General features: G+C 69.3%; 16 protein-coding genes, 3 tRNA genes and 1 pseudogene. 10 read left to right on the top strand and 10 right to left on the bottom strand.

Annotation, left to right across the window (positions count from 1 at the left end):
- The first annotated feature begins 27 nt into the window (after nucleotides 1-27).
- Complete coding sequence (locus EGT67_RS01545; protein WP_241565845.1) at nucleotides 28-582, top strand: hypothetical protein; 555 nt, start codon at nucleotides 28-30, stop codon at nucleotides 580-582.
- A gap of 30 nt (nucleotides 583-612) precedes the next feature.
- Here the strand turns inward: EGT67_RS01545 and EGT67_RS01540 are convergent, their stop codons facing one another.
- Nucleotides 613-1,548 (bottom strand): aldo/keto reductase, encoded by a 936-nt coding sequence (locus EGT67_RS01540; protein ID WP_127914275.1) that lies wholly within the window; start codon nucleotides 1,546-1,548, stop codon nucleotides 613-615.
- Between the two features lie 75 nt (nucleotides 1,549-1,623).
- On the opposite strand from EGT67_RS01540, the gene EGT67_RS01535 reads away from it, so the two are divergent.
- A complete protein-coding gene (locus EGT67_RS01535) occupies nucleotides 1,624-2,235 on the top strand; it encodes a TetR family transcriptional regulator (RefSeq protein ID WP_241565844.1) in 612 nt (203 codons plus the stop codon).
- Between the two features lie 235 nt (nucleotides 2,236-2,470).
- The gene (locus EGT67_RS24985) at nucleotides 2,471-2,608 is read left to right on the top strand and encodes a hypothetical protein (protein WP_164877455.1); all 138 of its coding nucleotides are present in this window, start codon (nucleotides 2,471-2,473) and stop codon (nucleotides 2,606-2,608) included.
- A 991-nt stretch (nucleotides 2,609-3,599) separates the two neighbouring features.
- Here the strand turns inward: EGT67_RS24985 and EGT67_RS01530 are convergent.
- The 3 genes from EGT67_RS01530 to EGT67_RS01520 form a co-directional block, all read right to left on the bottom strand.
- On the bottom strand, nucleotides 3,600-4,547 hold the full coding sequence (locus EGT67_RS01530) for a glycosyltransferase (RefSeq protein WP_241565843.1): 948 nt from the start codon (nucleotides 4,545-4,547) through the stop codon (nucleotides 3,600-3,602).
- A gap of 453 nt (nucleotides 4,548-5,000) precedes the next feature.
- Nucleotides 5,001-5,085, bottom strand: a tRNA-Leu gene (locus EGT67_RS01525).
- Nucleotides 5,086-5,162: 77 nt separating this feature from the next.
- A complete protein-coding gene (locus EGT67_RS01520; protein WP_127914273.1) occupies nucleotides 5,163-5,828 on the bottom strand; it encodes a hypothetical protein in 666 nt (221 codons plus the stop codon).
- 435 nt (nucleotides 5,829-6,263) lie between these two features.
- Here EGT67_RS01520 and EGT67_RS01515 point away from each other — a divergent pair, with 435 nt between their 5' ends.
- From EGT67_RS01515 to EGT67_RS01500, 4 genes are all read left to right on the top strand, one after another.
- Entirely contained in the window at nucleotides 6,264-15,563 is a 9,300-nt protein-coding gene (locus EGT67_RS01515) for a type I polyketide synthase (RefSeq protein WP_127914272.1), read from the top strand.
- Nucleotides 15,563-15,976: a holo-ACP synthase AcpS gene (gene acpS, locus EGT67_RS01510; RefSeq protein WP_127914271.1), complete on the top strand. Its 414-nt coding sequence runs from the start codon at nucleotides 15,563-15,565 to the stop codon at nucleotides 15,974-15,976. Before EGT67_RS01515 ends, acpS begins: the two co-directional genes overlap by 1 nt.
- A 187-nt stretch (nucleotides 15,977-16,163) precedes the next feature.
- Nucleotides 16,164-16,718 carry an MTB12 C-terminal domain-containing protein gene (locus EGT67_RS01505; protein WP_127914270.1) on the top strand — a complete coding sequence of 185 codons (555 nt, stop codon included), beginning with the start codon at nucleotides 16,164-16,166 and terminating at the stop codon, nucleotides 16,716-16,718.
- A gap of 7 nt (nucleotides 16,719-16,725) precedes the next feature.
- Nucleotides 16,726-18,324: an MFS transporter gene (locus EGT67_RS01500; RefSeq protein ID WP_241565842.1), complete on the top strand. Its 1,599-nt coding sequence runs from the start codon at nucleotides 16,726-16,728 to the stop codon at nucleotides 18,322-18,324.
- Between the two features lie 16 nt (nucleotides 18,325-18,340).
- On the opposite strand, the pseudogene EGT67_RS01495 reads toward EGT67_RS01500, so the two are convergent.
- The 3 genes and pseudogenes from EGT67_RS01495 to EGT67_RS01485 all read right to left on the bottom strand — a co-directional run.
- Nucleotides 18,341-18,640 (bottom strand): annotated as a pseudogene (locus EGT67_RS01495) (TetR/AcrR family transcriptional regulator); the annotation flags it as partial.
- 105 nt (nucleotides 18,641-18,745) lie between these two features.
- A complete protein-coding gene (locus tag EGT67_RS01490; protein WP_164877454.1) occupies nucleotides 18,746-19,531 on the bottom strand; it encodes an ABC transporter permease in 786 nt (261 codons plus the stop codon).
- Nucleotides 19,528-20,481: an ATP-binding cassette domain-containing protein gene (locus tag EGT67_RS01485; RefSeq protein ID WP_127914269.1), complete on the bottom strand. Its 954-nt coding sequence runs from the start codon at nucleotides 20,479-20,481 to the stop codon at nucleotides 19,528-19,530. The genes EGT67_RS01490 and EGT67_RS01485 overlap by 4 nt, the downstream gene beginning before the upstream one ends.
- Before the next feature lie 112 nt (nucleotides 20,482-20,593).
- Here EGT67_RS01485 and EGT67_RS01480 point away from each other — a divergent pair, with 112 nt between their 5' ends.
- The gene (locus EGT67_RS01480) at nucleotides 20,594-21,334 is read left to right on the top strand and encodes a TetR/AcrR family transcriptional regulator (RefSeq protein ID WP_127914268.1); all 741 of its coding nucleotides are present in this window, start codon (nucleotides 20,594-20,596) and stop codon (nucleotides 21,332-21,334) included.
- A gap of 50 nt (nucleotides 21,335-21,384) precedes the next feature.
- A complete protein-coding gene (locus tag EGT67_RS01475) occupies nucleotides 21,385-22,776 on the top strand; it encodes a dipeptidase (protein WP_164877453.1) in 1,392 nt (463 codons plus the stop codon).
- A 12-nt stretch (nucleotides 22,777-22,788) separates the two neighbouring features.
- Here EGT67_RS01475 and bcp read toward each other — a convergent pair whose 3' ends face one another.
- Nucleotides 22,789-23,259 (bottom strand): thioredoxin-dependent thiol peroxidase, encoded by a 471-nt coding sequence (gene bcp / locus EGT67_RS01470; RefSeq protein ID WP_127914267.1) that lies wholly within the window; start codon nucleotides 23,257-23,259, stop codon nucleotides 22,789-22,791.
- A 141-nt stretch (nucleotides 23,260-23,400) separates the two neighbouring features.
- Between bcp and EGT67_RS01465 the strand changes: the two genes are divergently transcribed.
- Nucleotides 23,401-23,622 (top strand): DUF3618 domain-containing protein, encoded by a 222-nt coding sequence (locus tag EGT67_RS01465; protein ID WP_127914266.1) that lies wholly within the window; start codon nucleotides 23,401-23,403, stop codon nucleotides 23,620-23,622.
- A 152-nt stretch (nucleotides 23,623-23,774) separates the two neighbouring features.
- Here EGT67_RS01465 and EGT67_RS01460 read toward each other — a convergent pair.
- Nucleotides 23,775-23,847, bottom strand: a tRNA-Lys gene (locus tag EGT67_RS01460).
- A 23-nt stretch (nucleotides 23,848-23,870) separates the two neighbouring features.
- A tRNA-Lys gene (locus EGT67_RS01455) sits at nucleotides 23,871-23,943 on the bottom strand.
- Between the last annotated feature and the right edge of the window lies 1 nt (nucleotide 23,944).

Raw genomic sequence — 23,944 nt, 5'->3', positions numbered from 1 at the left:
CCGACCCTCATGGGTGAGGATGGCGGTATGCCGCTCCCGGACCCGTGGAAACACGACAGCTTGACCTGGCGCATCCCCCTGGCCGACAGCGTCTCCGGGGTGCTCGACGGACCCGGTTTCGACCCGCCCGGACCATGGGTGCGGGCCCTGGCCGCGGTTGCCCGCGACTTCCGCTGCCTGAGATTCGGCAGGGACGTGAATGTCGACCGACTCGAATGGGACTTCGCGATCAACGGCGAGTACTACGTCTCGATCGGTTGGCAGGGCGCCCGCGGCATCAGCGGCTTCAGCTGTGGCCACGGACTGACCATGGATGCGACGTTCGGCGAGGCGGCGGTGTGGGTTGCCGACACGGTTCAGGGCGAGCTCGCCGGCTACGACTTCGTCCAGTGGCCCAGCCGGGGCCGCCATCTGCTCGTTCCCCGCCTGCACGCGGCCGAACCGGTCTGGGTGGATCCGCACGGGGACGTGGTGATCGGCCCGATCGGCCAGCTGTGCCGGCACATCGATCGGTGGACGGACGAGGATCGTGCAAGCGAGGGCGCGGATGTTCCTTCTGTTTCCGCAGGTCGAAGCGATTGACCGCGACGCCGCACTGACGAGACCACCGCGCTACATGCGGTTGCCGACGCCGCCGTCGGCGGCGACACGGTCGATCGCGGCCAGGTCGTCGTCGGACAGAACCAGGTCGGCGGCCGCGACGTTCTGCTCCACCCGGGACGGGTTGCGAGAACCGGGGATCGGCACGACATAGTCCCGGCGATCCAGGAGCCACGCCAACGAGAGCTGGGCCAGGGTGGCGTTCTTGCGGCGGGCGAGTTCGGTCAGTTCGTCGACGATCGCGAGGTTGGCGGCGAAGTTCTCCGGGGCCCACCACGGGATGTGCTGACGGAAATCGTTGGCGTCGTAGTGTTCACGGGGCGCCACGGCGCCGCTGAGGAAACCGCGGCCCAGCGGCGAGTAGGCGACGAAGCCGACACCGAGTTCCTCCAGGACAGGGAACAGGGCTTCGGCCCCGCGCGCGAAGATCGAGTACTCGCTCTGCAACACCGAGATCGGATGCACCGCGTGCGCGGCGCGGATGGTGGCTTCGTCGGCTTCGGACAGCCCCAGGTACCTCACCTTGCCGGCGTCGACGAATTCCTTCATCGTGCCGACCACGTCCTCGATGGGCACGTTCGGGTCGGGGCGGTGCTGGTAGAGCACGTCGATCGTGTCGACGCCGAGATTGCGCAGGCTGGCGTCGACAACCTCGCGGATGTGCTCGGGACGCGAGTCGCACCCGAACGAGCGGGTGAGGCCGAACTTCGTGGCGATGACGACGTCGTCGCGCACCGGTGCCAACGCGCGGCCGAGCAGCTTCTCGCCCTCGCCCCAGCCGTACATCTCGGCGGTGTCGAACATCGTCACACCGATTTCGTGTGCCCTGCGGATGGCGGCGATCGACTCGGTGTCGTCGGCCCGGCCGTAGCCGATGGCCGTGCCCATCGCGCCGTAGCCGAGCGCGGAAACGGTCAGACCCTGCTTGCCGAGCGTGCGCTTGTCCATGGATCCCCCTTCGATGTTGTCATGCTCCGCCCAATCTGTCAGAGACTGACAACTTTGTCCAGGTACGCTGCGCACGTGGAAAGTTCCTCGACGCCGGCGACCCCGGGCTTGCGCGACATCACCCGTGAAGCCGTGCGCACACGCATCTCCGAGGTCGCGGTCGACCTGTTCGCCGAGCACGGCTTCGACTCGGTCACCGTCGAGCAGATCGCCACCGCGGTGGGCATCTCCGCCCGAAGCTTCCACCGCTACTTCCCGGCCAAGGAAGACGCGGTCATCGGCGACCTGACCCGCTGGGGCGAGTTCGTCCGAGACGTCCTCGCCTCCCGACCCGTCGACGAACCGGCCCTGGTCTCGCTGCGGATCTCCTTCGAATCGCTTGTGTCTCAACCGCGTAGCGGCGAGGACGAGCAACGCAGCAAGCGGACCATGCGCGTGCTCACCAGCACCGCGTCCCTCCGTGCCCGAAACCTCGAGAAGCATCTGGCCTGGGCGACCATGCTCGTTCCCGTCGTGCAGGCACGTCTGGCCGGTGACTACGCGGAGTTGCGGGCGCAGACACTCGTACAGGCGGCACTCGCCTGCTTCGACATAGCTTTGACCACCTGGGCTGAGTCCGAGGGTGTGGACGCCGTCGACCTCCTGCGCCGATCCTTCGCCACACTCGCCGCGGAGCGGGCTGCATAGGCAGGAATCGAGGCCACGACCTCTCGTGAGTTCGAGACCCTCGTTCGTCGCACTCGACCACCGCTTCCACTCAGCCACCGTCAGCGAGTTCGGGGTCTAACCTGAATCCAAGGTCGGGACACATGCGCGGAGGACTGCCTCGTGTATCCATGGCTCGGGCAGGGCTGGATGTGGACGCTGCCTTTACCTGAATTGTGGCAGCGGATCCTGTACAACACGTTCGGGTGCGACTGGGGTGGCCACTGTCCCTAGCCTGGAGGCGATCGCGATGGGTGACATGTTCTGGTACATCCCGCTGCTGCCGTGGGATGTCAAGCTGTGGCTGGCAGCCACATATCCGTGTGTCATCGCCTTCCGGCAGAGCTGCGGGTGATCGAGATGCATGACCTCGCATTCTGGGGGCCGCTCGTGCCCGTGGTGATCGCTGTCGTGGATTTCCTTGCCGTTCTGGGGGTCTGGTGATGGACTTCCCGCTGATCTACTGGCTCATGTGGCCGTCGTTCTTCAATGACGAGCAGCGACAGTGGGCGCTCGACAACGTGCCCTGTTGGCTCGGCGGCTGGTGCTACTGAAGGGGCGTCATCGGGCAAGGCGAGTTCTGGTTTGGTCCCTAGTTGTCCCGTGCGATTTCGACGGGCGCTGCCCCTGAACATCCGAGAGGTGATCATGATGGATTCATGGGTTTGGTTCGTTCCATTTCTCTCGGATGACGTGCGACTGTGGCTCATCAGCGTGCTGCCATGTTCACTTGGTGGCCGCTGTAACTAGGGGGACGCACCTCAGCAATGCGAGTGAACTTGTGAGGTTGGAGCACTATGGGGCAGGAACAACGACGAAGACGTTGCCTCCGGTGGGAAGGGCGCGAGTTTGCCAATTCGGAAAGTCGAGGAGCAAGTCGAGTCTCGTGATGAGGGAGTCGGAGCTGGTGTCGGAATCCCAGTCCGGGGCGTGGAGAACGAAGACATAGGACCGCTGAGGATCGTCGTCGGGAAGCCATGTGAACGAGACAACTACGGCAGGGCCCACGACCTCGACTTCGACATCGCGCATGCTCGTCCAAGGCTCACGCCCGTACTGCTGAGTGCCTGAGCCAGGCGCAGGTGCAAACCATCCTGAAGAATCTGACTTCGGCGCTGGTGGGGCCACCGGTTGCGCAGATGCTTCGCGAAGGTATCCGCGCAGCGCGTCGGCAATCTCTCGCCGACGCGCTGACGCGTCAGGTCCAGAACCGGACGTCATCCCCCCAGTGTTCAGGTCGGCTGCCACACATTTGGGAGACACGCCCTGGTTTCTTTCGCCACAAAGCCGTTACTGCCCTTCACATGCCGGCCTGTATGACGACCGCCGAACAGGACGCTGATCCTTTACAACGGACTGCTTGGTACCGGCGGACCCATCATCAGGTTCTGCAAGTCTGTGGTTATCGATGCTGGGCAGGGCAGCTCTGCGATCTCGTCGCGCAGACGCTGCGCTCCTTCCTGCAGGGACTTCGAGGCCAGGGTGGTAAGTGCGGCGTCGCGGATCTCGTCGGGCGACATTGTGATCGGATCGAGGGTGACTCCGGCATCGAGGGCGGTCAGGCGCTGGGCGTTGAGCTCTTGGTCTGCGCCCATGGGGAGGGCGATCACCGGGACACCGTGGGTCAGCGCGCCGATGACGCTTCCGGACCCGGCGTGGTTGACGACAAGGTCGCAGTGCGGCAGAACTTCGGATTGCGGTACATACCGTTCGACCCGGACGTTGTCGGCGACCACGGGGATGGCCGCCGGATCGATGTTGTTGCCGACGGTCGCGAGGACCCGCACAGGAAGGGTGCGCAATCCCTCGAGGACGCGCGTGAACAAGTCGCCGGACTCGGTGTTGAAGACGGTTCCGAGCGTTAGGTACAGCCGCCGCGGCTCGTCACCCGCAGCAAGCCAGTCGACGGCAGCATGCCGGCCGGTGCCGGGCGCCGATTCGGGGCGGATGGATACCGCGCTCCTGGGTAGGGGGAAGTCGGGGTGTCGGAAAGAGCGCGGAAACGGGGAGACGACAAGATCCCGAATCAGTTCGGTACCAGTGGGATCGTCTCGGAGCCCGTGCACTGCTCGGAGATGCGCCAACGGCTCACGGATGCGTTCGAGGCGAGTCAAGGCACCGGATGCAATGACGTTGACGACGACCCGTGGGACCTGGGCCTGTTCGGCCGCGAGCATCGCCCCGAAGTCCATCTCGTCGCAGATCACCAGATCCGGTGCCCACTGATCGATGACGCCTCGAACGTGACCGAAGCGCCGGGCGGCAAGTGCGCCCGCGAAATGCGTGCCGATCACGGAGAACTCGTGGTCCAAATCGGGTTTGACGAGTCGGCCTGTCGACTCTCCTGCGGGAGTCGACGCGGGACTGCCTACCGGATAGTGGGCGTCGAACCCGGCGATGCCGTCGACGATGCTCGCATGACCGCACACACCAATACGGTGTCCGGCGGTTCGGAGTGCACGTGCGATCGGAAGGATGGGATTGAGGTGGCCGAGACCGCCGGCGAAGGAGACGAGGACTCTTCTGTCGCGTTGCACGCAACCATTCTGTCCTTCGCTCCCGTCCTGTTCGACGACCGTCGAAGCAGAGCAGGATCTCAGTGAGTGAGTCGATCGGATTCCTCGTCCACCGGCCGCCAGCCGGTCCTGGGATGCGATCGACAGGCTCGGCCCACCTGGCCGCCGACAGCGAACTCACACCTCGTCCGAGTTCGTGAGTTCGTTCGTCTGATTGCGTGAAGCTGATCGTGGTGCGCGAGGGGGGACTTGAACCCCCACGTCCTGAGACACTGGAACCTAAATCCAGCGCGTCTGCCAATTCCGCCACTCGCGCGAGCGTTGTCAGCCTACGCCACCGGCGGCCGGTCCTGAACTGCAGGACCGGCCACCGGTGCGCGCGAGGTGATTCGGCTACGCGGACAACGGTTTCGGTGCGTTTGCGCGGCGGCGCCCGTACCGCCAGACGGCATTGACGAGGGCGGCCGGCGGGGTGTCGGTGGTCCGGGCCGCGGCGGCGAGCAGCTCGAGAGCGACCGCCTCGGTCACGGGTGACTCGCCTGGGCCGAGGGCCTCCTCGGTGAACTCGCGGATCGTGTCGAGGGCCGCGGGGCCGAGGAGCCCCAGCCGCAGGAGGAACGTCTCCCACGTTGCGGCGCCGAGTCCCGGCACCGTGCCGATGACCTCCCGGGCCCTGCGGCCGTCGCCGATCCGACTGCTTGTGCCGATGCCCGCTTCGACCAGCGCTGCCGCAGCGAGGGCGGCGGCCTCGGCCTTGGTGGTGTAGTTGCCGGGTACCCGCTGGCGGTTGTCGAGGATCTCCGCCAAATGATCCGGCGCGTCGGTGAAGTCGGCCAACGCGCCGAGGTCGTCGAGCGCGGTGGCTCGGTGGGCGCGCCAGTTGGCGACAACCCGACGAACGCCGGACGTCGGTGTGCCGTATGCGGCGCGGGCCGAGAAGATCGCGTCGAGCAGTGCGGCCTCCGCCTCGTGCGGCCACCCCGATGGCCAGTGCGAGCGATCGCGGGGCAGGACGGTCTCGATGTGTTCGACGAGCGCGTGGATCTCCGGTGCGGTCATGAATTCCCCCCTGGATTTCGGTTGACACGGCGCACGGTAGCGCCGGCCTCCGACAGCGCGACCGGTCCGACCGCACGCCGCGGGCCTGTCGTCAAGCAGATCACGAATTGGTAACAATCAACGTGAGGGTTTCCTCAGGTTTGTGGACGTCCACGCATGGGCCGTGACCCGCGCATACGTGGTCTACCCGCGGGTCACTTGTGCCGTGTTGTGTGGCCAAAGTCACTCGATACCCGCTGGTAGGAAGTGTGGTCGAAACCAAACGTGAGGCTTTCCTCATGATTTTGTGCCAACCTTGACGAGCCCGAATTCGCTGTTTTCCCAGTGCGTTCGAGGGGTGCCGTGGATGTCCCGAGACATCGCGCGTCAGCTCTGCCGAGGGCGACCGACCACGACCTACCTCCCGTCAGGGAACCAGGAGAGGACTCAACTTCAGTGACGATCGACGACACTGCAGGAAACGGACGAACCTCGAAGGAGCGCAGCCAGTTCGGTGCCGATCGGACGCCGGTCCGATCCGCCGCGCAGGGGCCGCTCGTGGACCGACTCCGCGCCGGCGAGCCGTACGCGCTGGCCTTCGGCGGCCAGGGCGCCCCGTGGCTGAGCGCGCTCGCCGAGCTCACCCGTGACAGCGGACTCGAGCCGACGCTCACCGAGCTGGTGAACGAGGCCGCCGCGATGCTCGAGCCGGTCGCGCAGGACCTCCTCGTCGTCCGCCCGGTCGGATTCGACCCGATCGCGTGGATCCTCGAGCAGGAGCTCGCGGACGATGAAGACGCGCCCGCAGGCCCGTCCGCGGCGGCGCTGACCTCCGCCGCCGTGTCGCTGCCCGGTGTGTTCCTCACCCAGCTCGCCGCGCTGCGCGCACTGCAGCAGCAGGGCCTGGACCCGGCCGTCACCGCACCGGTCGCGACGATCGGCCACTCGCAGGGCCTCATCGCCGCCGCCGCGGTCTCCGGGGCCGGCGCCGCCGACGGTGCGCTGCTCGCGACCGCCCAGCTCATCGGCGCTGCCGCCGGGCTCGTGGGTCGCCGCCGCGGCATCATCGCCACCGCGGATCGCTCGCCGATGCTCGCGGTCTCCAACGTCGATCCCGAGCGCCTGGCCGCGATCGTCGCCGAGCTGGGCGAGGGCGTCGACGCCGAGCGCTCCGCAGTCATGGCGATCCGCAACGGCCGCCGCCGCGTCGTGCTGGCCGGACCGCCCGCGCAGCTTGCTCGCGTGCAGCAGCGTTGCGAGCAGATCGCGGCCGACGAAACCCGTGCCCGCGACGCCAAGTCCCGTGGCGGCGCGGTGTTCTCGCCCGTCTTCGAGTCGCTGTCCGTCGAGGTCGGCTTCCACCACCCGGCCCTGAACGAGGCCGTCGACATCATCGGCGGTTGGGCCGCTCGCTGTGGGCTCGACGCCGATCAGGTGCGCGAGCTCGCGCAGGCCGTGCTGGTCGATCCGGTCGACTGGGTCGAGGAGGTCGAGGGCGCCATTGCCTCCGGCGCCGCCTGGATCCTGGACCTGGGCCCCGGCGACCTGCTCACCCGCATGACGTCCACGGGTCTGCGTGGTCAGGGCGTCGGAATTGTCGCCGCCTCCACCCGCGCCGGCCACCGCAACCTGCTCACCCCGGGTGCCGCACCCGAGGTGCCGCGCGCGTGGACCGAGTTCGCGCCCAAGGCCGTTGCGCTGCCCGACGGCCGCGTCGCCGTCGAGACCGCGTTCACGAAGCTGACCGGACGCTCGCCGATCCTGCTCGCGGGCATGACCCCCACGACCGTCGATCCCGCGATCGTCGCCGCGGCCGCCAACGCCGGCCACTGGGCCGAGCTGGCGGGTGGCGGACAGGTCACCGAGCAGATCTTCGCCGACAACGTCGAGGGCCTGAAGGACCTCCTCGAGCCGGGTCGCGCCGTCCAGTTCAACTCGATGTTCCTGGACCCGTACCTGTGGAAGCTGCACGTGGGCGGCAAGCGCCTCGTGCCGCGCGCCCGTGCCGCGGGTGCCCCGTTCGACGGCGTCGTCGTCACCGCCGGCATCCCCGAGCTCGAGGAAGCCGTCACGATCATCGACGAGCTGACCGAGGCCGGTTTCAGCTACGTCGCGTTCAAGCCGGGCACCGTCGCGCAGATCCGCTCGGTGATCCGCATCGCGAACGAGGTGCCGGACTTCCCGGTCATCGTCCACATCGAGGGCGGCCGCGCCGGTGGTCACCACTCGTGGGAGGACCTCGACGACCTGCTGCTCGACACCTACGCCGAGCTGCGCGCCCGCGACAACCTGGTGCTGTGCGTCGGCGGCGGCATCGGCACCCCCGAGCGGGCCGCCGACTACCTGACCGGCCGCTGGTCCACCGCCTACGGGTTCCCGGCGATGCCGCTCGACGGCATCCTCGTCGGCACCGCCGCGATGGCGACGCTCGAGGCCACCACCTCGGCCGACGTCAAGCAGATGCTCGTCGACACCCCCGGCACCCCCGACTGGGTCGGTGCGGGCACCGCGCAGGGCGGCATGGCTTCCGGCCGCAGCCAGCTCGGCGCCGACATCCACGAGATCGACAACGCGGCATCGCGCACCGGTCGCCTGCTCGACGAGGTCGCCGGTGACGCCGAGGCCGTCGCGGACCGCCGCGACGAGATCATCGCCGCGCTCGACGTGACCGCCAAGCCGTACTTCGGCGACGTCGCGACCATGACCTACCAGCAGTGGCTGCGCCGCTACCTGGAGCTGGCCGTGGGCGTCGACTCCCCGCAGGCCTTCGACTGCGGCGGCGACGTGCAGGACGCGATCGCCGATGCGACGCAGTCGGTGTGGCTGGACGTGTCGTGGCGGGACCGCTTCGGCGAGATGCTGCAGCGCGCCGAGGCCCGCCTGCACCGCAACGACCGCGGCCCGATCCAGACCCTGTTCGCCGATGCCGCGACGCTCGACCGCCCCTTCGCGGCGCTGTGCGCGCTCGAGGCCGCGTACCCCGACTACGCCACCACCGTCCTGCACCCGGCCGACGTCCCGTTCTTCGTCGCGCTGTGCAAGACCCCCGGCAAGCCGGTCAACTTCGTGCCCGTCGTCGACGGTGACGTGCGCCGCTGGTGGCGTTCGGACTCGCTGTGGCAGGCACACGATCCGCGCTACACCGCCGACCAGGTGTGCATCATCCCCGGCACCGTCGCGGTCGCCGGCATCACCCGCGTCGACGAGCCCGTCGGCGAACTGCTCGACCGGTTCGAGAAGGCCACGGCCGACGAACTGGTCGCGGCCGGCGCCACCCCGACGCCCGTCGCGGGTCGCCGCCACGGCGGCTTCGGCACCGGTCTGCTCGACGCCGTGCTCACCGCCCCCGACGTGCGGTGGGCCGCCCGCCTGACGCAGAACCCGGTCCGCCGCCTCGGCGCGGTCGACGAGTGGACCATCGAGTCCGACACCGTCGCGAGCCACGACAAGACCGGCGCACGCCTGGTCGTCGCCGACGCCGAGCACGTCGACCTGACGGTGCCGCTCGCGCTGGGCAAGGCCGTCGAGATCCGCATCACCGTGCCCGCCAGCGTCCGTGACGGCGGCGCCCCGGTCATCACCGAGGCCGACGCCGAGGCGTCGATGTCGGCACTGCTCGGTGTCGCTGCCGGCCAGGAGCTGCCGCAGGTCAAGAACGGTGCCGCGCACATCAACCTGGCGTGGACGCCGGACCTGATCGCCGACCATGCCGGTGTCACCGGTGTCGGCCTGCCCGCGACCGTGAGCACCAGCGGCAAGGCCGTGCCCGACGTCGTCGTCGGCGCCTGCTGGCCGGCCGTCTTCGCGGCGCTCGGCGCCGCCACCACCGAGTCCGGCGTGCACGTCATCGAGGGCATGCTCGATCTGGTCCACCTCGATCACGCGGTGAACCTGGTGGGCGAACTGCCCTCGGAGACCAGCATTCTCGTGGTCCGCGCGGAGGCCGGCGACGTCGTCGACACCGACATGGGTCGCGTCGTCGAGGTGCGTGTCGAGGTCGGCGCGATGCTCGGCGAGGGCCTCGATGCTCCCGCCGTCGCCACGCTCACCGAGCGCTTCGCGATCCGCGGACGCACCGGCCGCAGCGAGCTGGCCGATCCGGCCCGCGCCGGCGGTTCCCTGTCCGCCGACGTCGCGGAGACCCCGCGTCGCCGTCGCCGCGACCTGAAGATGGTGGCGCCGCGCAACATGGCCGCGTTCGCCCGCGTCTCCGGCGACCACAACCCGATCCACACCTCCGACGCCGCGGCACTGCTCGCCGGCCTGGGCAGCCCGATCGTCCACGGCATGTGGCTGTCGGCCGCCGCCCAGCAGGCCGTCATCGCGGTCGACCCGGCATCGAAGGTGCCGACGCGTCGCCTGACCGCGTGGACCGCGCGTTTCCTCGGCATGGTCCGCCCCGGCGCCGAGATCGACGTCCGCGTCGACCGTGTCGCCACCGATCGCGGTGACGAGATCGTCGAGGTCGGCTGCCGCGTCGACGGCGACCTGGTGATGGTCGCGACCGGCCGCACCGCCGCCCCGAAGACCGTGTACGCGTTCCCCGGCCAGGGCATCCAGCGTCCCGGCATGGGCCTCGACGCCCGCTCGCGCAGCAAGGCCGCCCGCGAGGTCTGGGAGCGCGCCGACAAGCACACCCGCGAGGCGCTCGGCTTCTCGATCCTCGCCGTCGTCCGCGACAACCCGACGCTGGTCCGCGCCCGCGGTGTCGAGCACCGCCACCCGGACGGCGTGCTGCACCTGACCCAGTTCACCCAGGTCGCCATGGCGACCCTCGGTGTCGCGCAGGTCGCCGAACTCCGTGAGTCCGGCGCCTTCGTCGAGGGCTCCTACCTGGCCGGCCACTCGGTCGGCGAGTACAACGCCCTCACCGCGGTCGCCGGCGTGCTGCCGCTCGAGGCGCTGCTCGAGGTCGTCTTCCAGCGCGGCTCGGCGATGCACGAGCTGGTCCCGCGTGACGCCGCGGGCCGCAGCGACTACCGCATGGCCGCGATCCGTCCGTCGCAGATCGGCGTCGCCGACGACGAACTGCAGGCGTTCGTGGGCGGTGTCGCCGACGCCACCGGGGAATTCCTGCAGATCGTCAACCTGAACCTCAAGGGTTCGCAGTACGCGATCGCCGGCACGGTCAAGGGTCTCGAGGCGCTCGAGCGTGAGATCGACATCCGCCGTGAGGCTTTCGGTGGCAAGCGCGCGTTCATCCTGGTTCCGGGCATCGACGTGCCGTTCCACTCGACCGTCCTGCGCGGTGGCGTGGACGACTTCCGTGCCAAGCTCGACGAGCTGCTGCCGCAGGACATCGACCCGTCGCTGCTGATCGGCCGCTACATCCCGAACCTGGTGCCGAAGCTGTTCAACCTGGGGCGTGACTTCGTCCAGGAGATCGCCGACCTGGTGCCGTCGGAGCAGCTGCAGGCCGTGCTCGCGGACTTCGACAGCTGGGCCGCGCGTCCGGTCGCGTTGACCCGCGTGATCCTCGTCGAGCTGCTGGCCTGGCAGTTCGCCAGCCCGGTCCGCTGGATCGAGACGCAGGACCTGCTGTTCACGGACGAGATCGACGGCGGACTCGGCGTCGAGCGCTTCGTCGAGATCGGTCTGGGCGCCACCCCGACCGTCGCGAACCTCGCGTCGCAGACCCTCAAGCTGGATGAGCACTCGAACACCAAGGTCGAGGTGCTCAACATCGAGCGCGAGGCGTCGATCGTCTACAGCACCGACGTCGATCCCGCGCCGGTCGAGGACGAGGAACCGGAAGCGCCCGAGGCCTCTGCCGCCGCGGCGCCGGCCGCCGCCCCCGTCGCCGCCCCGGCCGCGCCGGCCGGTGGCCCGCGCCCGGACGACATCGCGTTCAAGGCCGCCGACGCCACCAAGGTGCTCATCGCGCTGTGGACCAAGCTGCGCCCGGACCAGATCGGCCCCGCCGACACCATCGAGGCGCTGTGCGACGGCGTGTCCTCGCGCCGCAACCAGCTGCTCGTCGATCTCGGTGCCGAGCTGTCGCTCGGCGCGATCGACGGTGCCGCGGACGCCGACATGGGTTCGCTCGCGGTCACGGTCGACCGTCTGGCCCGCACCTACAAGCCGTTCGGCCCGGTGCTGAGCGACTCGATCAACGATCACCTGCGCAAGGTGTTCGGCCCGTCGGGCCGTCGCCCCGCCGCGATCGCCGATCGCGTCAAGAAGGTCTGGGAGCTCGGCGACGGCTGGGCCAACCACGTGACCGCCGAGGTCGCGCTCGGCACCCGTGACGGCTCCAGCGTCCGTGGTGGCGCGATGGGTGGCCTGCACGAGGGTGCGATCGCCGACGGCGCCGCCGTCGACGCGCTCGTCGACGCCGCCGTCCAGTCCGTCGCGTCGCGCCGCGGTGTCGCCGTCTCCATGCCGGCTGCCGGTGGGGGAGCGGGCGGAACCGTCGACGCGGCCGCGCTCGGCGAGTTCACCGAGGCCATCACCGGCCGCAACGGCGTGCTGGCCTCGGCCGCGCGTCTGGTGCTCGAGCAGCTCGGCTTCAGCGAGTCGGCCGCCGCCGCGGTCGCCGCGGACGACACCGCGCTCGTCGACCTCGTGTCGGCCGAGCTCGGCTCCGACTGGCCGCGCCTGGTCGCCCCGGCGTTCGACGCCAAGAAGGCTGTCCTCATCGACGACCGCTGGGCCACCGCCCGCGAGGACCTCGCGCGCGGCTGGACCGGCGAGGCCGACCTGACCGTCGAGCGTTTCGACGGTGCCGGTGCCGCCGTGGCCGCCCACGCCCAGTGGTGGCAGCAGCGCGCCACCGAGTCCGGCCGCACGACGCTGGCCGAGGTCTACGGCCGCATCGCGCAGGTCGCGGTCGCCCCGGCGGACGAGACCGGCCAGTACACCGGCGAGATCGCGGTCGTCACGGGCGCCAGCAAGGGCTCGATCGCCGCGTCGGTCGCCGGCAAGCTGCTCGGTGGCGGTGCGACCGTGGTCGTGACCACCTCGCGTCTCGACAGCGAGCGTCTCGGCTTCTACCGCAAGCTCTACAGCGCGAACGCCCGCGCCGGCGCCGCCCTGTGGGTGGTGCCCGCGAACATGGCGTCGTACACCGACGTCGACGCGCTGGTCGAGTGGGTCGGCAACGTCCAGACCGAAACGGCCGGTGGCGCAAAGAAGCTCGTCAAGGAGGCGATGACGCCGACGATGCTGTTCCCGTTCGCCGCGCCGCGCGTGGCCGGTGAACTGTCCGACGCGGGCGCCCGCGCCGAGATGGAGATGCGGGTCCTGCTGTGGTCGGTGGAGCGCCTGATCGGTGGCCTGTCGCAGATCGGCTACGACCGTGACGTCGACACCCACCTGCACGTCGTGCTGCCCGGTTCCCCGAACCGCGGCCTGTTCGGCGGCGACGGTGCCTACGGCGAGTCGAAGGCGGCGCTCGACGCGGTCGTCGGACGCTGGTCGGCCGAGCGCACGTGGGCCGAGCGGGTCACGCTGGTGCACGCGCTGATCGGTTGGGTGCGCGGCACCGGCCTGATGGGCGGCAACGACCCGATGGTCGAGGCCGTCGAGGCCAAGGGCGTGCGCACCTGGTCCACCGACGAGATGGCCACCGAACTGCTGAGCTCGTGCACGGCCGAGGTCAAGCGTGCCGCCGCCCAGGCGCCGCGCCTGGTGGACCTCACCGGCGGACTCGCCGAGGTCGACCTGGATCTGCCGGCGCTCGCGAAGGAGGCCGCCGAGGCGGCCGAGGCAGCGGGCAAGGCCAAGGACGAGGACGCAGCGGACGCGAATTCCATTGCCGCCCTTCCGGCCCCGCCGCGGATCGTCGACGCTCTGGACGCGCCGTCGTGGCCCGAGCTGGACGTCGACCCCGCCGACCTGGTCGTCATCGTCGGCGCCGGCGAGCTCGGCCCGTACGGCTCCTCGCGGACCCGCTTCGAGATGGAGGTCGACGAGCAGCTCTCGGCGGCCGGCGTGCTCGAGCTGGCGTGGAACACCGGGCTGGTCGCCTGGGAGAACGATCCCAAGCCGGGCTGGTACGACGTCGCGAGCGGCGACCTGGTGCCCGAGGAGGAGATCGCGGAGCGCTACCACGACACGGTCGTCGAGCGCTGCGGCATCCGCACCTACGGCGACGAGGGCGCCATGGTCGACAACACGGCGCCGCTGCTGACGTCGGTGTTCATCGACAAGGACCTGTCCTTCGTCGTCGGCTCCGAGGCCGAGGCCCGCGCTTTCGTCGACTCCGATCCGGAGAACACCGTCGCGGCGGTCGACCCGGAGAGCGGCGACTGGACGGTCACCCGCAAGGCCGGCACCGAGATCCGCGTGCCGCGCAAGGTGAAGCTGACCCGCACGGTCGGCGGTCAGATCCCGACCGGATTCGACGTCACCAAGTGGGGCATCCCCGCCGACATGGCCGGATCCGTGGACCGGGTCGGCCTGTGGAACATCGTCACCACCGTCGACGCGTTCCTCACCGGCGGCTTCACCCCGTCCGAGCTGCTGCGCTGGGTGCACCCGGCGTTCGTCGCCAACACCCAGGGCACCGGCATGGGCGGCATGACGTCGATGCGCTCGCTGTACATCGACACGCTGCTCGGCGAGTCCCGCGCCAACGACATCCTGCAGGAGGCCCTGCCGAACGTGATTGCGGCGCACGTCGTCCAGTCGTACGTCGGTGGCTACGGCGCGATGGTGCACCCGGTCGCGGCGTGCGCCACGGCCGCGGTCTCCGTCGAGGAGGGCGTCGACAAGATCAAGCTGGGCAAGGCCAAGCTGGTCGTGGCCGGTGGCTTCGACGACCTGGGCATCGAGGGCATCGTCGGCTTCGGCGACATGTCCGCGACCGCCAAGTCGGACGAGATGTCGGCCAAGGGCATCGCCGACAACCGCTTCTCGCGGGCCAACGACCGTCGTCGCGGCGGCTTCGTCGAGTCGGCCGGTGGCGGCACGATCCTGCTGGCGCGCGGTGACCTCGCGCTGGAGATGGGCCTGCCGGTCCTCGGTGTGGTCGCGTGGGCCGGTTCGTTCGCCGACGGCGTGCACACCTCGATCCCGGCTCCCGGCATCGGCGCCCTCGGCGCCGGCCGTGGCGGGCAGGACTCGCAACTCGCGCTGTCGCTCAACGCGCTCGGTATCACCGCCGACGACATCTCGGTGGTCTCCAAGCACGACACGTCGACCGCGGCGAACGATCCGAACGAGGCCGAACTGCACGAGCGTCTGGCCGCGTCCCTGGGCCGCAGCGACGGCGCCCCGCTGTTCGTGATCTCCCAGAAGACGCTCACCGGTCACGCCAAGGGCGGCGCGGCGGCGTTCCAGCTGATCGGCCTGTGCCAGGTCCTCAGCCAGGGCGTCGTCCCGCCGAACCGCAGCCTCGACTGCGTCGACGACAAGATGGCGGAGTTCTCGCACCTCGTGTGGCCGCGGACGCCGCTGCGCTTCGGCGAGCAGTTCCCGCTCAAGGCCGGCCTGCTGACCAGCCTCGGCTTCGGTCACGTGTCGGGTCTGATCGCGGTCGTGCACCCGCAGGCGTTCGTCGAGTCGATCCCGGCCGACCAGCGTGAGGCCTACCTGGCTCAGGCGCAGCAGCGCACCATCGACGGTCAGCGTCGACTGGCCGCGGCGATGTGCGGCGGCGACAGCCTCTACGAGCGCCCGGCCGACCGCCGCTTCGGCGGAGACTCGGTGCCGGCCAAGGCCGCCCGTCAGCTCGAGGCCGACATGCTCCTCAGCGAGGAGGCCCGTCTGGGGGCCGACGACGTGTACCGCGCCGGAAAGCCGGGGTGCCAGTAGTGGCAGTCCTCGGAATCGGCTTCGACGTCGTCACGATCTCGGAGTTCGCGGAGCAGATGAAGCGCCCGGGCACCGCGATGCTGTCGAGCTTCCGGCCCGCCGAGCGTCGGTACTGCGAGTCCCGCAGCACCGACCCGGCGCGGCACTACGCGGTCCGGTGGGCCGCGAAGGAAGCGGTGATCAAGGCGTGGGCGGCCTCGCGGTTCGCCCGGCCGCCGGCCGTCGGCGACAACGCCTACGTGCTGGTCGAGGTGGTCAACGATGCGTGGGGTCGACCCACCATCAAGCTGCACGGCGAGGCCGCCGAGTTCCTGCCCAGCGCGAAGATCCACCTCTCGCTGACCCACGACGGTGACGTCGCGGGCGCGATGGTGGTGATCGAAGAACCTGACCCGATCCAGCCCATCGGCTGATCGAGCACGGAAAGAGCACGAGGCCGGTCGACGGACACAATCCGTCGGCCGGCCTCGTCGTCCGTACGGTCTGGGGTGATCGTGCCCCGGTGATCCCAGCGAAGTGCACGTGACCCGCGCGGAATCGGCGTAGAACGGGAAGGGAAGCCGTTCCAGCTCTGCCGACACCACGACGGAAGGGCCCGCCATGATCTATCCAACGCGACGCCCGCGGACGCGTCGCCCGACCGGCACGATCCGAGGGGTCGCTGCCCTCGGATTCGGAGTTCTGCTCGCCGCGACCGTCGTCACCGGTTGCAGTTCGTCGAACACCGACACCTCGCCCGCCCCGTCCACGACGACATCCGTCTCGGGGGCGCCGGCGTCCGGTGCCGAGAAGGAAATCAGCGACACCTTCGTCGCGTTCTTCTCCGCGCAGACCCCGACCGCTCAGAAGATCGCGCTGGTGGAGAACAGTGCGGCGTTCGCCGACACCATCAACGCCCAAGCGGAGTCGCCGTTGACGATGGGTGCCACGGCAACCGTCTCGAAGGTCGATCTGGACGCGCCGGGCCACGCCACTGTCACGTACACAGTGCTGGTGAACGGGCAACCCGTCCTGCCCGACCAGACCGGTGAGTCCGTCCAAGTCGACGGTGCCTGGAAGGTCTCCCAGACGACGTTCTGCGAGCTGTTGACCCTCCAGGGCAATCCGCCGCCTGTGTGCGGCGCACCCGCGACGACGGTGGCACCCCCGAGCTGAGTGTGCCGTGAAGCCCACCGACACCCAGTCGGTTGGCGCGACGCACCACACCCGCGCCGCGTTGGCGACCGTCTGTGCGGTGCTGTTCCTGACGTTCCTCGACACCACGATCGTGAGCGTCACCCTCGGTAACGTGCAGTCCGAACTGCACGCCGGGGTGGTGTCGCTGCAGTGGGTCATCAATGCCTACACGCTGGTCTTCGCGAGCCTCATGCTGACCGGGGGATCGCTGGGGGACCGGTGGGGGCGCAAGCGGGTGATGGTGGCGGGCATCGTGATCTTCTGCGCGGGCTCCGTCGTGTCGGCCGTGGCCCCCACGGTGGCGGTTCTCGTCGTCGGGCGGGCGGTGATGGGCGTCGGCGCCGCCGCATCCGAGCCGGGCACCCTGTCGGTGATCCGGCACGTGTTCCCGGACCGGAGCGCCCGGGCCAAGGCGCTCGGGGCCTGGGCCGGGGTGTCAGGTCTGGCGTTGGCACTCGGCCCGGTGATCGGCGGTCTGCTCGTCGGGGCCTACGACTGGCGCGGGGTGTTCTGGTTCAATCTCGCGCTCGGTGCCGTGCTCGTCTTCGCCGCAATGAGATTCGTGCCGGAGAGTTCGGATCCGCAGACCGGTCGACTGGACGTCGCGGGCGTCGTGCTCGGGTCGACGTTCCTCGGGTGCGTCATCTACGCGGCGATCTCCGGCGAGAATGCCGGCTACGAATCCCCGTCGATCGTGACACTGTTCGTGTTCGGCGCCCTCGCCCTGGTGGCGTTCGTCGCGGTCGAGTTGCGCGCGCAGAACCCGATGCTGAACTTCCGGTACCTGCGCCCGCCGATGGTGCGTAGTGCCCTGATCGTGGCGTTCGCCGTCTATTTCGGGGTGTTCTCGATCTTCTTCTTCACCGCGCTCTACCTGCAGGTTGCGCTCGAATACTCGGGGGTGCGGATCGCGGGTGTCTTCGCGCCGATGGCGGCGGCCATCGTGGTGGCCTCGGCGCTGTGCGGGTTTTGGGTGGCACGCAGCGCCGCCGCCGTCCCGATGATCGTGGGATGTTTGCTCGGTGCCGTCGGCATGTTGTTCACGCGGGCGGCACTGGACGCGGGCGCGTCGTTCACCCCGCTCACGCTGGCACTCGCCCTCGCCGGAGCCGGATTCGGTATCGCGGTGGTGCCGCTGACCTCGGCGGTGTTGTCCGGTATGCCCGCGGCGCACTCCGGAATGGCGGCGGCGGCGACGAACACCATGCGCCAGATCGGGGCGGTGGTCGGCGTCGCGGCGCTCGGCGCGCTCGTCAATGCCCACCTGACCACGGGTCTGGCGGCCCGGCTCAACGAACAGAACATCCCACAGAATCTCCAGTCCATCGTTCTCAACGCGATCAAGACCGGCGCGGCGCCTGACTACCCGAGCGAAGGGGCATCGTCCGCGTACGGGCCGGTCGTCGAGAAGGTGATCCACACGACCTACGCGGCCTTCCTCTCGGGCCTCGACATCGCCCTGCTTGTCTCGGCGATCATGATCCTGGCCGCGGCAGCGATCACCGCGGTGGCTGCGATGCGGGTCCGGGGCACCGCCCACGGCGGTTACGACGAGGTCGCGGAGGATACGACGAGCCGGCAGTGACGGAAACGAATCCGAGTCACTTCGAACGGGATTCCTTCTCCGCCACCAGCAGGTAAGCGACCATCAGCCGCTTGAGTTCGGCGACCGCGTCCTCGTGACTCTGGCCGTCCTGGACCGAGAAGTTCAGCATCGAGTACACGACGTGGACGAGGACCTCGGCCATCATCGTGCGACGCTCGCGCGGCGTGTGCGGGGTGAGCGGCGCGAGCATCCGGGAGATCTGCTCGGCGAGCGCCTTCTCGTGGATCACCCCGGTCGCGCGGGTGGATGGCGTCGACTGCATCGCCAGCCACACTTCCCGCCGCGACGGGTCCGCCCTGCGAGGCAGACGGCGGCTGGTAGTGGACTCCACGAGCACAGGTTATCGGTCTTTCGCGTCGGATTCGACGAAGTTCCCGTTCTGGTGTTTCCCGCGGTACCGCTAACGAGAGGTTCGCCTGCGATAGAGCGTGGTCGCGGCGACGAAGCCCACGACGGTGATCGCCGCGCACCACCCGACGGCCGCCCAGGCGCTGTCGCCGATCGGCGTGTCCATCAGTAGTCCGCGCACCGTCTCGATGATCGGGGTGACCGGCTGATTCTCCGCGAACCATCGCAGCCACGTCGGCATCGTCTCGGCCGGCACGAACGCGCTGCTGACGTAGGGGAGGAACAGGATCACGAAGGTGAACCCGCTGGCGGCCTCCGGATTCTTCGCGAGGAGACCGAGCGCCGTCGACAGATACGACAACGCGAAGACGAACAGCGCGAGCATGCCGATCACGCCGAGCCAGCGCAGCGGATCCGCCGTCGGCCGGAACCCCATCAGCAGCGCGACACCCACGACGAGGGCTCCGGTGATCAGATTGCGGACGACACTCGCGAGCACATGGCCGTTGAGCACCGCAGACCGGGCGATCGGGAGTGTCCGGAAGCGGTCGATGATGCCGTCCGTCATGTCGGCCGACACGCTCACCGCTGTCGTCGCCGAACCGAATGCGGCGCACAGCAGGATTATTCCGGGCACCACGTAGTCGATGTACTCGCTGCCGGTGTCGATCGCGCCGCCGAAGACGTACACGAACATCAGCATCAGCATGATCGGCAGCGCCAGAGCGGTGATCATCGTGTCCGGACTGCGGGTGATGTGGGTGAGGTTGCGCCGCAACATCGCCCACGAATCCGCGACCGCGGTCAGGTCGTCGCGCCGGGAGGTGAGTGTCGTCATCGGACTTCTTCCTTCCGCTCGGTCCCGGTCAACGCGAAGAACACGTCGTCGAGATCCGGGGTGTGCAGGGTGAAGCTCTCGACGGACAGTTCCGGGTCGTCGAGAGAGTCGAGCAGTTCCTTGACGGAGCGGATGCTGCCGTCGGTGGGGATCGTCAGCGTCGACGTGTCGAGGTCGACTCCGGCGGCGGGCAACGCGGCGCCCGCCCGGGCCGCCTGCACGGAATCGTGGAGTCGCACCTCGAGGTGTCCGCCGGGGACGAGTCGCTTCAGCTCGTCCGCGGTCCCCTCGGCGACGATCCGGCCGCGGTCGAGCACGGCGATCCGGTCGGCGAGCTCGTCCGCCTCGTCGAGGTACTGGGTGGTGAGGACGATCGTGGTGCCCTGGTGCACCAGTTGCCGGACCATGTCCCACATGTCCCGGCGGCTGCGCGGGTCGAGCCCCGTGGTCGGTTCGTCCAGGAACAGCACCTTCGGCCGTGCGACCAGGCTCATCGCGAGATCGAGGCGTCGGCGCATCCCGCCGGAGTAGGTGTCGGCGCGACGGCCGGCGGCGTCGACGAGATCGAACGTGCGGAGGAGTTCGTCTGCACGGCACCGGGACTCGCGGCGGCCGAGGTGGTGCAATTCGCCCATCAGCACCAGGTTCTCGCGTCCGGTGAGCAGCTTGTCGACCGACGCGTACTGGCCCGTGACGCTGATGTCGGCGCGGACCGCACGGGCGTCGGACGGCAGGGAATGGCCGGCGACCTCGACCACCCCGGCGTCGAACGGCAGCAGCGTCGACAACACGCGGACGGTCGTGGTCTTGCCGGCCCCGTTGGCGCCGAGCAGGGCGAACACGCTGCCGGCGGGCACCTGCAGGTCTAACCCGTCGAGCACCGTCCGGCCGCCGAAGGTCTTGCACAGGCCGGTCACGGAGACGGCGTGTGCGGGCTGTGGTCGGTCCATCGTTCTCTCCTCCCGAAACTGTGTATGTGGTACACAACTGTTTAGACCATACGCAGTTTTAGGATGAGCGCAAGAGTCGATCGGAAAGTGGCAGGCGGGAGCGATGACGCGGATGGACACCACTGAGGGTGCGGCCCTGCCCCGGTTCGTGGAGCTGGCATGGGGGCTGGGCGAGGCCGGGAAGCGGGGGCCCAAGCGGGGGATGAGCCTCGACGAAATCCTCGACGCCGCCATCGAACTCGCAGACGAGGAAGGTGTGGCCGCGCTGTCGATGGCCCGGGTCGCCAAGCGGCTGGGGTTCACCACGATGTCGCTGTACCGGTACGTCGAGAGCAAGGACGAACTGCTCGAGCTGATCTCCGACCGGGTCGTCGGCGAGCCGCCGGAGATTCCGTCGACGCTCGCGTGGCGCGAGGGGATCGAGATGTGGGCCCGCGCCGAGTACGACGTCCTGATGCGACACCGGTGGTGGCTGCGCCTGCCGATCGTCGGCGCGCCGCTGGGGCCGAACAACATGGCCTGGCTGGAGACCGCCCTCGGGTGCCTCGCGTCGACCGGGCTGCCCGAGGCTCTCAAGGTGCAGGTCGCGCTCAACGTGTCGGTGCACGTCATCGGCCGGGCGCGGTTCACCGCCGACCTCGTCCCGGACGCGGAACCGGACAACTACGCGGCCATCCTGCCGCGGGTGCTGGATCCGGCGCGTTTCCCCGCGCTCACCGCGGCCCTCGACGGCGGGGCGTTCACCGAGGACGACGTGGATTGGGAGGACTCGGATTTCCGCTTCGCGCTCGGCCTGCTCCTCGACGGTGTGGAACGCATCGTCGCCCGCTATCAGGACCCGGCGCGGGCCTAGCGCGTCGTAGCCGGACGCCGACGCGTTCCGGCTCGTAGGCTCGACGGGACATGTCGAGAACGCTGGAGGTGGCCGTGGTGACGGAGCATTCGGACGAGATTCGGGATCGGGTCACGGCGTTGATGCCGACCGCGCGCGAGGAACTCGCTGCGCTGGTGGCCTTCCGGTCGATCGCCGACCCGCGCCAGGCTCCGCCCGAGCAGTGCGAGGGAGCGGCGAACTGGGTGGCCGACGCCTTCCGGGCGGCCGGCATCGGGCACGTCGAACTGGTCGAAACCTCCGACGGATCGAAGGCGGTCGTCGGGCACCAGCCCGGCCCGGCCGGTGCGCCGACGGTCTTGCTGTACAGCCACTACGACGTGCAGCCCGCGGGCGACGAGGCGCTGTGGCAGACGCCGCCGTTCGAGCTGACCGAGCGCGACGGGCGCTGGTACGGGCGCGGCGCCGCCGACTGCAAGGGCAACCTGGTGATGCACCTGGTGGCGCTGCGGGCGCTGACCGCCTCGGGCGCGCCGCTGCCCGTCGGCGTCCGCCTCGTCTCGGAGGGCTCGGAGGAGATGGGCACTGGCGGGCTCGAGAAGCTCGTCCAGGACCGGCCCGAACTGTTCACCGCCGACGTCGTCGTGATCGCCGACACCGGGAACGTCGCGGTGGGCGCCCCCACCCTCACGACGAGCCTGCGGGGGATCGCGAATGTCGTCGTGCACGTGGAAACCCTCGCGGGTGAACTGCATTCGGGCATGTACGGCGGATCGGCGCCGGACGCGCTCGCGGCGCTGGTCCAGATGCTGTCGACGCTGCGGGACCACGGCGGCAACACGGTCGTCGACGGACTCGACACCGCACAGGACTGGGACGGCGCCCAGTACCCGGAGCGACAGTTCCGCCAGGACGCCGGCGTGCTCGACGGGGTCCGGCTCACCGGGTCGGGGTCGGTCGCCGACGCGGTATGGGCGCGGCCGGCCCTGACGATCCTGGGGATCGACGCGCCGCCGGTGGTGGGCTCGGCGGCGGCGATCCAGCCCCGCGCGGCGGCCCGCCTCAACCTGCGGGTGCCGCCGGGGATGGATCCGCACCGCGCCCAGGACGCCCTCGTCGCGCACCTCGAGAAGGCGGCGCCGTGGGGTGCACACGTGACCGTCGAGCGGGAGGCGATCGGCGCGCCGTTCCGTGCGCGGACGTCGGGGCCCGGCTACACGGCGCTGACGGCGGCGTTGAGGTCGGCGTACGGCGCACAGGTCGCGGTGGCCGGGCAGGGCGGGACCATCCCGCTGTGCAACGTGCTGGCCGAGCAGTTCCCGCACGCCGAGATCGTGCTCATGGGCGTCGAGGAACCGCGTGCGCTGATTCACGCCCCGAACGAGAGCGTCGACCCGTCGGAGATCGCGAACCTGGCCGTCGCCGAGGCCCTGTTCCTGCGGGGCCTCGGCGACCGGAGGTGAGTCTCGCGGCTGTCAGACCGACAGGTCGCGGCGGAGCTTGGCCACGTGCCCGGTGGCGCGCACGTTGTACTGCGCGACCTCGATCTTGCCGTCCTCGTCGACCAGGAACGTGGAGCGGATCACGCCCTGGACGACCTTGCCGTACATCTTCTTCTCGCCGAACGCGCCCCACGCGGTGAGCGTCGTCTTCTCGGGATCCGACAGCAGCGGGAAGTTCAGCCCCTCGTTGTCCCGGAACTTCGCGAGCTTGGCGGGCTTGTCGGGGGAGATGCCGACGACGTCGAGGCCGGCGCCGTTCAGTTCGGCGAGGCTGTCGCGGAAGTCGCACGCCTGCTTGGTGCAGCCCGGCGTGCTCGCGGCGGGGTAGAAGTACACGATCACCTTGCGGCCGCGGTAGTCGGCGAGCGACACCTCGTTGCCGTCGGCGTCGGGCAGCGTGAAGTCGGGGGCGATGTCTCCGGGGGCGAGCCTGTTGTCCGTCACAGCGACTGAGGCTACCGAAGGCGTACGACGGTACGGACGAAGCCGCGTTCGCCCTTCTGTTCTACGGTTGTGTCCAGTGTTGCCGGTAGCGTGACCGGCACAGCAGCATCACAGCCGCACCGATTCGACATTGGAGGACACGTGCCCAGGGACACCGAGAGCATCGAGCGGGACATCCAGAACGCCCGTAATCAACTCGCGCAGACACTCGACGTGCTCGCTGTCCGCACCAATCCGAAGCGTCTGGTCGAGTCGACCAAGCACAGTGTGCTGGCGAAGTTGAACGAGCCCGCGGTCAAGGCGGCTCTCATCGGTGCCGGCGCGGTCGTGGGTCTCCTGGTGCTGCGCAAGATCTTCCGCTGATCGATCGGCGACCGATCCCGAACGGGACATCGGCACACACGGTTCGACATCGTGTGTAGCTGATGTCCCGTTCGTCGTTCGGGCACCGTCCGACACGGCCCCGATACGACACGAAAAAGGCTCCCTGCACGATGTGCAGGGAGCCTTTTCGGTGCGCCCACAGGGACTCGAACCCCGGACCCAGTGATTAAGAGTCACTTGCTCTACCAACTGAGCTATAGGCGCTAGCTCTGCTAGAAAAACTAGCGTGCGCCGCCAGGGACTCGAACCCCGAACCCAGTGATTAAGAGTCACTTGCTCTGCCAGTTGAGCTAGCGGCGCA

Origin of the sequence: Prescottella agglutinans, from assembly GCF_004011865.1 — a bacterium.
Taxonomy (GTDB): domain Bacteria; phylum Actinomycetota; class Actinomycetes; order Mycobacteriales; family Mycobacteriaceae; genus Prescottella; species Prescottella agglutinans.
The sequence above is the reverse complement of the archived record's forward strand: the minus strand, read 5'-3'. Positions and strand labels throughout refer to the sequence as shown.

Excerpts from the sequence above, each read along its gene's own strand:
- EGT67_RS01540 (WP_127914275.1), bottom strand. The coding sequence starts at position 1,548 with ATGGACAAGCGCACGCTCGGCAAGCAGGGTCTGACCGTTTCCGCGCTC.
- EGT67_RS01490 (WP_164877454.1), bottom strand. The coding sequence starts at position 19,531 with ATGACGACACTCACCTCCCGGCGCGACGACCTGACCGCGGTCGCGGAT.
- EGT67_RS01545 (WP_241565845.1), top strand. The coding sequence starts at position 28 with ATGCCGCTCCCGGACCCGTGGAAACACGACAGCTTGACCTGGCGCATC.
- EGT67_RS01520 (WP_127914273.1), bottom strand. The coding sequence starts at position 5,828 with ATGACCGCACCGGAGATCCACGCGCTCGTCGAACACATCGAGACCGTC.
- EGT67_RS01480 (WP_127914268.1), top strand. The coding sequence starts at position 20,594 with ATGGACACCACTGAGGGTGCGGCCCTGCCCCGGTTCGTGGAGCTGGCA.
- EGT67_RS01485 (WP_127914269.1), bottom strand. The coding sequence starts at position 20,481 with ATGGACCGACCACAGCCCGCACACGCCGTCTCCGTGACCGGCCTGTGC.
- EGT67_RS01505 (WP_127914270.1), top strand. The coding sequence starts at position 16,164 with ATGATCTATCCAACGCGACGCCCGCGGACGCGTCGCCCGACCGGCACG.
- EGT67_RS01475 (WP_164877453.1), top strand. The coding sequence starts at position 21,385 with ATGTCGAGAACGCTGGAGGTGGCCGTGGTGACGGAGCATTCGGACGAG.